This window comes from Pseudomonas chlororaphis, assembly GCA_001023535.1.
Classification (GTDB): domain Bacteria; phylum Pseudomonadota; class Gammaproteobacteria; order Pseudomonadales; family Pseudomonadaceae; genus Aquipseudomonas; species Aquipseudomonas chlororaphis_E.
In genome coordinates, this window is the sequence record CP011020.1 from 6,101,271 (window position 1) to 6,113,696 (window position 12,426).

General features: G+C 63.1%; 9 protein-coding genes. 2 read left to right on the forward strand and 7 right to left on the reverse strand.

All coding sequences use genetic code 11. From position 1 onward, the window contains the following. Window positions 1-3: 3 nt before the first annotated feature. A complete protein-coding gene (locus tag VM99_26680; GenBank protein ID AKK01452.1) occupies window positions 4-432 on the reverse strand; it encodes a hypothetical protein in 429 nt (142 codons plus the stop codon). 172 nt (window positions 433-604) lie between these two features. Between VM99_26680 and VM99_26685 the strand changes: the two genes are divergently transcribed. Further along, entirely contained in the window at window positions 605-1,552 is a 948-nt protein-coding gene (locus VM99_26685) for an AraC family transcriptional regulator (GenBank protein ID AKK01882.1), read from the forward strand. Between the two features lie 298 nt (window positions 1,553-1,850). Here the strand turns inward: VM99_26685 and VM99_26690 are convergent, their stop codons facing one another. The 4 genes from VM99_26690 to VM99_26705 all read right to left on the reverse strand — a co-directional run bounded on the left by VM99_26690 (window position 1,851) and on the right by VM99_26705 (window position 6,245). Further along, window positions 1,851-2,141 (reverse strand): hypothetical protein, encoded by a 291-nt coding sequence (locus tag VM99_26690; GenBank protein ID AKK01453.1) that lies wholly within the window; start codon window positions 2,139-2,141, stop codon window positions 1,851-1,853. 142 nt (window positions 2,142-2,283) lie between these two features. Continuing rightward, a complete protein-coding gene (locus tag VM99_26695) occupies window positions 2,284-4,683 on the reverse strand; it encodes a TonB-dependent receptor (protein AKK01454.1) in 2,400 nt (799 codons plus the stop codon). A gap of 132 nt (window positions 4,684-4,815) precedes the next feature. After that, entirely contained in the window at window positions 4,816-5,742 is a 927-nt protein-coding gene (locus VM99_26700; protein AKK01455.1) for a hypothetical protein, read from the reverse strand. After that, window positions 5,739-6,245 (reverse strand): RNA polymerase subunit sigma24, encoded by a 507-nt coding sequence (locus tag VM99_26705; protein ID AKK01456.1) that lies wholly within the window; start codon window positions 6,243-6,245, stop codon window positions 5,739-5,741. The genes VM99_26700 and VM99_26705 overlap by 4 nt, the downstream gene beginning before the upstream one ends. A gap of 309 nt (window positions 6,246-6,554) precedes the next feature. On the opposite strand from VM99_26705, the gene VM99_26710 reads away from it, so the two are divergent. Then, entirely contained in the window at window positions 6,555-8,423 is a 1,869-nt protein-coding gene (locus VM99_26710) for a Fis family GAF modulated sigma54 specific transcriptional regulator (protein ID AKK01883.1), read from the forward strand. Between the two features lie 74 nt (window positions 8,424-8,497). Here VM99_26710 and VM99_26715 read toward each other — a convergent pair whose 3' ends face one another. Next, entirely contained in the window at window positions 8,498-9,934 is a 1,437-nt protein-coding gene (locus VM99_26715; GenBank protein AKK01884.1) for an aldehyde dehydrogenase, read from the reverse strand. A 65-nt stretch (window positions 9,935-9,999) separates the two neighbouring features. After that, window positions 10,000-12,108, reverse strand: coding sequence for an alcohol dehydrogenase (locus tag VM99_26720; protein ID AKK01885.1), 2,109 nt, complete (start codon window positions 12,106-12,108; stop codon window positions 10,000-10,002). Between the last annotated feature and the right edge of the window lie 318 nt (window positions 12,109-12,426).

Consider the following 12,426-nt stretch of genomic DNA (forward strand, 5'->3'; position numbering starts at 1 on the left):
GGCTCAATTGGCCTGCAAATAATCGGTCAAAAACGCCTGTGCATTGCCTTGGCTGGACAGGAACTCGTCATAGCCGACATTCAGCGCCTGCGATTCGCCAGGCAGGTACAGCTCGCCCCAGCCTTGTTGCAGCACCAGTACCACGAATTTCTGGCCGTCCACGGTGGTGGAATAGCGGGTGTCCTTACTGGTCTTTTCTACGGTCATCTTCTGGATCTTCATGTTCCAGTCGTGGTCGACACCCTCCAACTGCACCAGCGCCTGATTGTCATTGCGCGCACCGATGCGCAGAGTCCAGACTTTCACGCCGCCTTCGCCGGCATAGGCCAGCACTTTTTCTGCGACTTCCGGGCGGTTTTCAGCCTGGACGCCACCCGCGATCACGGCCAGAGCCAGGCACAGCAGCGCTGCCCACTTGCGATACATCAACATTTAGGGTTTCCTCGGCAGTTCAAAGGCCACCATTGAAATCAACGCTCAGGCGCCTGCCAAGCGGCGTGGCCGTGGCGCACAACAATAAGGCCGTGACGCACAACAAATGATCGGGCTGCCCAATGTCGATATCATGCAACGCTGCCCACCAGCCCTGACGGACACTTTGCCAATGGACCGCCGCAACCCCTATCTGGACACGCACTTCTGCTTCGATCACCCAGAGGCCCTGAACCAGGCCGGTGTATTCGATGACAGCGCGCGGCAGGTCATGGGCAGCGCGATCGGCCATTACCGCGCGCAGACGCTGCGGTCGCAGCTGCAGTATTTCGACTGCGATCTGCAATTCCCCGAACCGTTGCGCATCCACAAGGTGCTGCCCGACAGCGTGTGCATCGTGCAGGTACTGGGTGGGCAATGGCAGCATCGGGTTGACGGTCGGCTAAATGAATACACGCCCGGCGCGCCGCATGTGCTGGGATTGAGTGAAAGTATGGAAGCCATGGACCAGATGCCTGCCGGCAGCCGTGCGCGCATGGCCGGGCTGCGCATCGGCGGCGACTATCTACGCGAATTGGCTGAAGAAGACCCGTCACTGCAATCGCTGGCCAGGCTGCTCGACGATGGCATGCACTTTTCCGAACTGCGCGGCTGTCGCGCCATCGGGAGTTTGTTCGAGCGCCTTTATCACTCACCCTACCAGGGCGCCTTGGAACGGCTGAATCAGGAGAGCCTGAGCCTGGCCGTGCTGGTCGAGCTGGCGATGCACCTGGCGCCACAGCCAGCTGAGCAGGTGGCCACGTCGCGCAGCCATTCGGACCTGGCACACGAAGCACGCTTCAAGCTCGACGCCAACCTGATGAACCCACCTGGCACTCCGGCGCTGGCACGGGAACTGGGCGTGGGTGAAACCACCCTGAGACGTGCCTTTAGCCGGGTGTACGGCCAGTCGATGCTCGATTACGTGCGCCAACAGCGCCTGGAACTGGCGCGCACTCTGTTGCGCCAGCGCAAATGGCACGTGGCGCAGATTTCCCACCGCCTGGGCTACTCCAATCCTGCCAATTTCAACCATGCCTACAAGGCGTATTTCGGCCATCCGCCAGGGGCTGAAGTCTGAGGTCGGCGACACTTGCTCTGTCGCCCTGCATCCATACGTCCGCTTTTGGCCGGTTAGCGACCGTCGCTCTGATTAGCCATCCTTTTCTTTCCACACGTGGAGGGCTTGTCATGAACATCATCGCTACCTGCAGCCGTCAGTCCTGGAACCCGAGCTTGTACTCCTCGCGAGTGAGTCAGGATCAGCGTCACCGCCCACACGGCCCAGAGACCATCGCCTAAGCTGATACTACGCGAATGAGTGACCGGACCAGCGTAGCCGAAAGATGCCAGCGCTTATCCCTTTCCATCTCGGCGCCCTACTTGCCCAGTACGTACTGACCGAAATTATTGATGTGATCATCCAGGTTATCCTCAAGCATCATCCGGTACTGATCACAGAAATACTTCAGCAATGCCTCCCTCGCATCGGCCATTTCCGCAGCAGATTTGAAGTTCTGCGCGCTGGCCCAGGCGTTGAAACGCGATGTGCCAAACAGCATTGACGCGCTGATCTCGCCGAGGTTTCCATAGGTTTTCAGCTGTTCGTTGGACAGCTCAATATGGGCGTCTGCGCGGTCGTAGAAGGCGTGGTCGGTGGCGTCGGCCATGATAAGGCTCCGATAAGCAAATGAGGGGCGTCATTGGAGCATATCCAACGGCTGGATTGCAGATGCCTGGCCTCTACGCGAAAGAGCGGTGAAGCCCGCCTGATTTAAGTGGGCCCCCTCTCCTGCCTTCCATGCAGCCACATCAGAAATCAACAGTGGCCGATACCTTCAGCGTGCGCGGCGCACCTTGAGTCAGATAACCACCGTTGGCCGAGGCCCAGTAATTTTCGTCGGCGACGTTCTCCAACATTGCGTTCAAGGTCAGGGCGCGGCCATCCAGGTGGGTCCGGTAGCGGGCGCCCAGGTCGACGCGGGTCCAGGCGGGGATGCTGTATTCGTTGGCGCTGTCCACGAATTGGCCGCCCGTGCGCAGTAGCAGGCCGTTCAGGCTCACCCCGGGCAAACCGGGCACATCCCAGTCGGCGCCCAGATTGAACTGGAACAGCGGCACACCCACCGCCTGGTTGCCATCGTCGCGACCGCCAGCGGTGCCGCGCAGCTCGGCTTTGGTCCAGGTGGCGCCGCTCAGCAGGCGCAGGCCGTCCAGCGGCTCGCCGAACACGCTCAGTTCCACGCCGCGATTGCGCTGCTCGGCATCCACCCGGTAGTAGCCGTCGCCGCCGAGCACGCCCTGAGGCTGCTCGATGCGGAACAGGCTAAGACTCCCGCCGAAGGTGCCCCAATCCAGCTTGGCGCCCACCTCCGTCTGCTTGGAGCGATAGGGCGCGAACATCTCGCCGTTATTGAGCGCGGCGACCGGCGCGGTCGGCCCCTGTTGCAGAGACTCGACGCGGTTGGCATAGAGCGACAAGTACTCAGTGGGCTTGATCACCAGGCCATAGGCCGGCGTGGTGATGCTTTCCTGGTAGCTGGCGGTGCGGGCACCGCTGGCCGCGCTCCACGCATCAGCGCCGATGGATTGGCGGCGCAGGCCCAGGGTCAGCAGTACGCGGTCGTCGAGAAAGCCCAGGGTGTCGGACACCGCCAGGCTGCGGTTCTGCACCTTGGCGACGGTGTCCGGGTCGTGGATGTCGCCGGAAACGCTGGTGGCCGGCGGCTCGGCGACGGGCTGGCCCTCATACAGATTGCCGAAGCCACGACTGCCCGCCGCGGTGGACTCGAACGCGTTGCGCTTCTCCTGCCAGATGCCGTTGGCGGCCAGGTTGATGCGATGGCTGACCGGCCCGCTCATGAGTTCGCCGCGCAGCCCCGTGACGGCGCTCAGGGTCTCTTGGTCCAGCGGCGAATAAAGGCGGCCGATACGTGCGTCGCCATTTTCGCCGTAGACGTAGTTGGAGGCGTAGACCCCGTTCTCCCGCGTGTATTTGCCGCCTGCGCTCAAGTAGGCGGTCCAACTGGGCGACAGGTCGTATTCGGCGCTGAACATGCCATAGGTGTCTTCCAACTGCGACCAGCTCCAGGGCTGCGCGTAGTTGTGGTCTGAGTCCGGTACCGACGGCGTCTTGCCGTTGAGTGTGCTGGTAGGCCCCGTCGTGGTCAGATAGACCACCGAGCGCCCTTCATTGACCCGTTGCTTCTGGTACCCGACATCGGCAGACAAACGTAGATCGTCACCGCGGTAGTCCAGACCGAGGGTGGCCAGGCTGAAGCGTGAGTGCTCATCGTCCACCGCTGTCTCGCCCTCACGCTGGGCCAGGTTCACCCTCACGCCAAAGCGGTTGTCCTCGCCGAAGCGCTGGCCCAGGTCGAGGTGCCCGCCCACTCGGCTGTCGCTGGCATAGTCCAGGGTGGCGCTGCGGGTAGGAGTGTCCTCGGCACGCTTGGACACCACGTTGATCGCCCCGCCGACACCGCTGCCCGACGGCGATACACCATTGACGAAGGCGTTGGCGCCCTTGAACACTTCGACCCGCTCGACCGACTCGGTGGAAATGATCTGGCGCGGCAAAATGCCGTACAGCCCATTGAAGGCAATATCGTCGCTGAACAGTTGAAACCCGCGCACGACGAACACCTGAGAGAAGTTGCCAAAACCGAACGACTGCCGCACGCCCGGATCGCTGGCCAGCACATCGGCCAGGGTCTGCGCCTGGCGCTTCTCGATCAGCTCGGAGGTGTAGCTGGAGAAAGCGAAAGGCACATCCTGCATGTCCTGGTTGCCCAGCACGCCGATGCGCGCACCCCGCGCCGCTTCCCCGCCGGCGTACTCGGCCGGCAGGTCGACACGGCCTTCGGCGGTCCCACTGATAGTGATCGATCCCAGATCCAACACGCCCTGCTCCGGCAGCGGTACTAGCGTGAAGGTGCCGTCATCGCCGGTCTGGAAGGTCAGGCCGCTGCCCGCCAACAACCGCTGCAGGCCGTCGACCACCGAATAATCGCCCTTGAGCGCCGGCACCACACCGCTGCCACGGGTCAGGCCGGCGTCATAGAGCAGACGCACGTCGGCCTGCTCGGCAAAATCGGTGAGCGCCGCGTCGAGCCGCTGGGCAGGCACGTCGAGCGCGACGGCGTGCGCCTTTGCAGCAGCCATGGCCAGGGGTAGAACGGCTAGCGCCGCGAGGAAGGAAGTCGACCGCATGCTGATGTCCTTGGCTATCAATACGAAGAAGTCGCATTTGCAGGAACGGAAGACGAAGGCGGCGATGATTTCTGAACCATCGCCGCCTAAATATTTGCTTTTTTTCTTGAGGGGCCAGGTGCGACGCGGGTCTCAGTGGCGTGAGGCGACCAGAATCAACCCCGGCAAGCGCACCAGGCGCACAGGCAAGGTGCTCTCCACGGCACTCAATACGGCCTGTGGATCGTCCAGGGCGAATACACCGGTCACCTGGAGTGTGCGAGCGGCTTCGTCGACAAACAGCACCCGTGCAGATTGGCTGCGCTCAAGCTCAGCGAACACTTGCTCCAGGGGGCGGTCGCGCAATACCAGCTTGCCGCGCTGCCAGCCCAAGCGCTGGCGCGCATCCAGTGCCTGCGGCGCCTGCAACTCCGCGCCGCGCCACCGCACCTGCTGCCCGCCGACCACCGGCAGCGGCTCGCGCCCGTCGCTGGAGGCGAGCACTCGGCCCTCGCTGACCGCGAGGTCGACACCGCCCTCCTCCAGCCGCACATCAAAGCGTGTGCCGGTGACGCGTATGCGCGCCTCGCCGGCACTGACAATGAACGGCCGGTTCGGGTCATGGGCGACCTGGAAGTCTGCCTCGCCGCGGTACAGCCTGACCTCGCGGCGACCGTCGACAAACTGCCAGTCCAGCGCCGAATCGCCGTTGAGGGTCAACAGCGAACCATCAGCCAGGCGCAACTCGCGCACCTCGCCCGGTCGGGTGCTGATATCGGCATACAGCCCGATCCAGGTACCGCGCGGTAACCACAACGCGAGCAACAGCATCGCGGCGCAGGCCAGCGGCGTCGCCCAGCGTCGATGGCGACGTACCACGCGTGCCTGAGGTTGCTCCGCCGGACGTTCTATCTGGCCGAGCAACGACCACAGCCCTTCCACCTCACGCGCCGCCTGCTCGTGCTCGGGCGCCGCCTCGCGCCAGGCTTGCGCGGCATTGCGATCGGCAGCGGTGGCACGGCCGGAATGCAGCAGCACCTGCCATTGCCGGGCCTGATCGAGTAGTGAAGGATGAGTCACGGCTGCGGGTCCATTTGCTGCTGGCAGTGTTCAAGGGCCTTCAAGATATAGCGTCCGGCCATGCTTTCCGAGACCCCCAGGCGTTCACCGATCTCACGCTGGGTCAGCCCATCCAGGCGATTCCACAACAACGCCTGGCGCAGGTGCGGCGGCAAATCCTGAACGACGCGCTGCAGTCGCTCCAGGCGTTGGGCGTCGCTTACCGCTCGCTCCGGCCCTGGCTGGGCACTGACCAATTCGATGGATATCTCCTCCTCGATGGGGCGCGCTTTCTGCTGACGGCGGTAGTCAATGATCAGGTTGCGTGCGATGCGATAGAGGAAGGCGCGAAGATTGCCGATCTCCTCGCCGGACGCTCGCCGGCGGAAGCGCAACCAGGTCTCCTGGCGCAGGTCGGCCGCCAGCTCTTCGCACTTCACCTGTCGCGTAAGGAAGCGCAGCAGTTCGCTCGAATGGTTTTCGAACTGGCCGTCGGCAGAATGAGGATCGGAGGGCCGGGACACGCAAGCGACTCGAACTGGAAAGAGCCGCGAGGTTATATAAAATGATAATGATTTGCAATTGCTGCGATGTTCGCGCCTCGCCCTTTACCTGCCGCGATGGGCGAAGCTTATTGCACTTAGGCTGAAAATTCTCGTGCCAACGTCTATGGTAGACAGTTGCAGCTGCGTTCAGCGTCTGAATGGCGCGTCGCAGTGGTGGCACTTTGCGGACTTCACGCCTGACTGGAGCATTTCATGACCCCGCATAGCACGCAGGCAACTCCCAGCGAACTTGCAGCGTTCGTCAACGACCACTTTTCGGGGCGCGGGATCCGGCCGGACGGCGTCATCGCCCAGTCCTGGTACCGCAGCGTCGTTGAGCACCGCCTCGACCCTGGCGCGGCAAGCCGCAAGAACATCCTCAGCGCCGAGGACATCCGTCGCCATCAGCAACACCATCAGCAATACCTGGCCATCGCCAGCCAGGGCGTCAGCGGACTGGCGCGGCGCGTGGTGCCGGCCGGCTTTGCGGTGCTGTTGAGCGACGAATACGGCATTACCCTAGATTCTCGATTGCCTAGCCAGCACGATGCCTACACCCAATCAGGCTTGGTGGTGGGGGCGAGATGGGACGAATCAGTGGTGGGCACCAACGGCATCGGTACCACGCTGGCAGCGACGCAGCCATTGATCATCCACCGTGACGAGCATTTCCTGGCGGCCAATTCCCGCCTGAGTTGCTCGGTAGCGCCCATCTTTGATGCCCAGGGCCTGTTGCGCGGTTGCCTGAATGCGACCTGCATGAACAGCGACGGTCCTCGGGAAAGCCAATACCTCACCTTGCAACTGGTGATCATGTACGCGCGCATGATCGAGAATGCACACTTTCGCCAGAGCTACCGCGACCGTTTGACCCTGTCTCTCGTACCCATCGATGAGATCGCCGACCTGGGCAATGAACAATTGCTCGCCCTGGATGAAAGCGGGCGCGTCATTGGGGCCAACCGGGCCGCGTTTATCGCCCTGGACGCGACCGACACACCAACATTGATCGGTGCCTCCATCGAGCGCCTGCTCTCGATCACCGTGGATGAGCTGCTCCAGCTCACCAACGGCGGCGCCCGTGGCGTGCGTCTGCGGGGCCCTCGGCACGAATCCCTGCTGGACGTCGGCCTGCGTATCCCCTCTGAACGGCACCGCCCGCTCCCCGTCGCCCGCCCTGCTCTTCGGGCTCACCCGGATCTTCAGCAACTCGCCGGCCTGGATGCCCGGCTGCAGCAAAACACCCAGCGCGTGCGCAAGGTGATCGACAAGGGCATACCGATCCTGATCACCGGTGAAACCGGCACCGGCAAGGAGGCGTTTGCCCGTGCGATCCACCATGCAAGCCATCGCCGCGCCGGGCCTTTCGTGGCGTTGAACTGCGCGGCGATCCCCGAGACGCTGATCGAGAGCGAGCTGTTCGGCTATCGCGCCGGCAGCTTCACGGGCGCTAACCGAAAAGGCATGAAAGGCAAGCTGGAACAAGCCAACGGCGGGACGTTGTTTCTCGATGAGATCGGCGACATGCCTGCCCATTTGCAAACCCGCTTGCTGCGGGTGCTGGCGGAGCGAGAAATTTCGCCGCTGGGGGCCGAGGCGCCGGTGACGCTGGATGTTCAGGTGATCTCGGCCACTCACCAGGATCTGCATGCGATGATCCGCGACAAACACTTTCGCGAAGACCTGTTCTACCGCCTGGCCGGCATGAACCTGGCACTGCCGGCCCTGCGCGAGCGCAGTGACCGAGCCGAACTGATCGATACGCTGCTCGCAGCCCAGCCCGGCGCCCAAGGGTTACAGCTTGACGCCGATGCCCGCCAATGCCTGCTTGATTACGCCTGGCCCGGCAACATTCGTCAGTTGCTCAATAGCCTGCGCTACGCAGTCGCCCTGGCCGAAGGCGGCGTGATTGATCGGGAGTGCTTGCCCTGTGAATTGCTGGCGCCGCAAAAGCCGTCGCCGTCAATCAGCGCCGTCGCGCAGGCCAACCACCTGGAGGCGCAACTGGACGGTGAGGAGTCCCGCCACTTGCTCGGTACTCTGCGCCGGCATCGCTGGAACATCAGCGCCGCCGCGACGGACCTGGGCATCTCGCGCTCGACGCTGTATCGCAAGATGAAAAAGCACGGTCTTGTCGCGCCCAACGACCTGCCCTGACAGCGGGTCCCGCGGCCAATGAAAATGCCGGCGCCCGTTGCAGGCGTCGGCATTTTCCAGGGGCAGACTATGGATCAGATCTGAATGTAGACCACGTGGGTGTGGGTGTACTCATACAAGCCGTGTTTGCCGTCCGCGCCGCCAATGCCGGATTTGCGCGCCCCCGCATGGAAGCCCTGCATCGCTTCAAAGTTCTCGCGATTGATGTAGGTCTCGCCGAAATCCAACTCATTGCTGGCGCGCATGGCCGCGCTCAGGCTACGGGTGTAGACCGAGGATGTCAGGCCGTACTCGCTGTCATTGGCCAGGGCGATGGCTTCGTCCAGGTCCTCCACGATCTGGATCGGCAACACCGGGCCGAAGATTTCCTGGCGCATGATCGCCATGTCGCTGCCACAGCCAGCCAACACCGTTGGCTGATAATGAAAGCCCGCGCCCTTGTCCGCCACCGCCCCGCCCGTGACCACTTCAGCGCCCTGCCCTGTGGCGGTCCTGACCATCTGCGCGACTTTGTCCAGCGCGGCCTGGTTGATCAGCGGCCCCATGTCCAGGTCGTCTTCAGCCAGCGGGTCGCCGTACCGGGTCGCGGCCATCGACGCGGCCATCTGCTCGATGAACTGATCGGCGACCTTGCGTTCGACGTACACCCGCTCGGCGCAATTGCACACTTGTCCGGTGTTGATCACCCGCGACGCAGTGACGGCCTTGACCGCCAGTTCCAGGTCGGCGTCCGCGAGCACAATGGCCGGCGCCTTGCCACCCAGCTCCAGGTTGAGCTTGGTGATGTTCGGCGCCGCCGCGGCCATGATCCGCGAGCCCGTATCGACGCTGCCGGTGAAGCTGATCAGGTCGACGCCGGCGTGACGGGTCAGGCGTTGCCCGACCGTCGCTCCCGTACCGCTGACCACATTGAATACCCCGGGCGGCAGGTCGGTTTCGGCCACCAGGCGGGCAAACTCGAAGCAGTTGATGGGGGTTTCTTCGCTGGGTTTGATCACGATGGTGTTGCCGGTCACCAGCGCGGGCGCCATCTTGCGAGCGATCAGGAAGAACGGGAAATTCCACGGCAGAATGCCGGCCACTACGCCCAAGGGCTTGCGCAGCAGGAAGATGTTTTCGCCGACACGGTCGCTGGTCAGCACCTCCCCTTCAAGACGCCGTGCCCATTCGGCCATGTAATCCAGGTAATCGGCGGTGAAGTTCACCTCCACCCGCGCCAGTCCCAGCACTTTGCCTTGTTCGGCAGTGATGAGGTGGGCAAGTCGTTCGGCGTTGTCGCGCACTTTGCTGGCGATCTTGCGCAGGTAACCTGCGCGCTCGATGGCCGGACGGGCCGCCCAATTTTTCTGCGCGTGGCGCGCCGCGGCAATGGCCGCTTCAACCTGCTCGCCGCTGGCTTCGGGCACGCGTGCCAGTAGTTGATTGTTGGCCGGGTTGCGCACTTCGATGCTGGGGTCGCTGGGAACGAAGGCATTGGCGATGAAGTTCTGGTAATGGATGATTTCGGTCATGTGCTTGCTCTCGCGGACAGTGTCGAAAACGATGCAGCGGCGCCCCGCCCCTGCATCACGGGTATTCATTGGGCGCTGAAGGTCTTCCAGACGCCGCCTTCCTGCTGCAGGTCGTGGGCGCGCTTGATCAGGTATTGGTGGATCTGCTCCACCTGCTCCGGCGTGAAGGCGTCGGCAAAGGACGGCATGCCGTCAGGCACCCGGCCGCCGTAGAGAATGCCGAGGAACATCTGGTGTTTTTCCGGCGTCAGCTTGCGCAGGTCCGGCAGCACGCCACCGCTGACCGCATGAATGCCATGGCACTGCGAGCAGTAGCCGTCATAGAGCTTGCCACCCGCGTCCACCGCGACGGTGTCACCGGTCAACGGCGGCGGCTTAGGGGTCTCGGCAAGCGGTGCCGGTTCGTTGAGTTTCGCGGTGCCACCCAGTTTGTAGGTCAATACCTGGGAAAACGGACGGACCCCGGCGCGCAGGGACAAGGCACCGGCAAAGGTCGAGAAGGCTCCGCCCCAGCCGGCCATGAAGGTGACGTATTGCTCACCGTCGACACTGTAGGTAATCGGCGCGGCCATGACGCCGCTGGCCGCCGGTTGTTCCCACAGCTTCTTGCCGGTATCGGCGGCATAGGCTATTACCCGGCCATCGGCGCTGCCCTCGAACACCAGGTTGCCGGCAGTGCTCAAGGTGCCGCCGTTGAAGATCGTCACATAGGGCACTTCCCAGGCCGGCTGCTGCTTGACCGGGTCCCAGGCGATCAGCTTGCCAGACCAGCCCTTGGCCATTTCCAGCAGCCCGTCAGCGTTCTCCGGCATCATCCCGGTGCGCAGGCCCAACTGGTACATGCTCTTGAATGGATTGCGCTTCGGCGCCTCGGGGATGTGCTCGTAATAGGCGGACATGATGTGCGCCGGGATGTACACCAGCCCCGTGTTCGGGTTGAACGACATCGGCTGCCAGTCATGGGCGCCCCAGAACGCAGGCGTCACCAGTTTGCGCTTGCCGTCCTTCCAGTAGGCGGCGTTCTCGTCATCGACGATGGGCCGGCCCGTCTTCATGTCCATGCCCTTGGTCCAGCTCTGCGGCACGATGCCCTTGGCCGACAACAGCTCCCCCGTGGCGCGGTCGATCACATAGAAGAAACCGTTCTTGGGCGCTTGCATCAACACCTTGCGCGGTTTTCCATTGATCGGCAGTTCCGCCAGGATCATGTGCTGGGTGGCGGTGTAGTCCCAGGCATCTCCCGGCGTGGTCTGGTAGTGCCAGACGTATTCTCCCGTGTCGGCATTGACCGCGACGATCGAGGACAGGAACAGGTTGTCACCCTTGGCCTGGCTGCGCCATTTCGGGTCCCACAACGAACCATTGCCCACGCCGATGTACAACAGGTTCAGCTCAGGATCGAAGGCAAAAGAGTCCCAGGCGGTGCCGCCGCCACCCTGCTCGACGAACGCGTCGCCGTGCCAGGTCTTGGCGGCGATGGCCATGGCCTTGTCTTCCGGCGGCAGCTTGGGGTCGCCCGGTACGGTATAGAAGCGCCAGGCCTGCTTGCCGGTTTCTGCATCGTAGGCGGTGACGTAGCCACGCACGCCGAATTCAGCGCCGCCGTTGCCAATCACCACCTTGCCGTTGACCACCCGAGGGGCACCCGTGATGGTGTAGCTGCGCGAGTGATCGGCCCGGGTGTCCACCGACCAGGCGCGCTGGCCGGTCCTCGCATCAATGGCTTCCAGGCGCCCGTCGAGCACGCCCACGTAGACCTTGCCCTTCCACACCGCAACACCGCGGTTGACCGCATCACAGCAAGCCTCACCGGCGCGGTTGCGGTCGGACTGTGGGTCATACTTCCAGATCAGCTTGCCATTGCGTGCATCCAGGGCGTACACCACCGAAAACGGCCCGGTGGTGTACATCACGCCGTCGACCACGATGGGCGTGGCTTCGACACCACGGTCAAGATCCAACTTGTAGCTCCACGCCAGGCCGAGCTGGCTGACGTTCTGGTCGCTGATCTTGTTGAGCGGGCTGTAGCGTTGCTCATCGTAGGTACGACCGGTGCTCATCCAGTTACCGGGTTCCTGGTTGGCGGCAATGATCCGCTTGCCATCGACATTGGCCGGCATGTCCTGCGCCCAGGCCGGCATGACGCTCAGGTTCAGAGCTAACGCGACGAACAGGCTCTTGAGCGGAGCGCCGATGGGCGCGGTTCGGGGGGCGGGAGGCACGGCGAGACCAAACTGTGTCATGGGGAACTCCTGATTCTTATTAGTAGCGAAGCCATTGCGCTGCGCAGGGGGACAAGAGCAACCCCTGTGCCAGCCTTCGCCAAAGACCTGCAAGCCACGCCCTACAAGGCTTGCAAGCCGGATCGCTGACTGCGTCAACCTGCGACAGGTGTCGCACCCATGGGGCATCTGTCCCACCCTTGGCACACTTGGGTTTTATTAATAGGAATGTGGTTAAAATCCGATCGCCCCACGACAGTCGCCACAGGA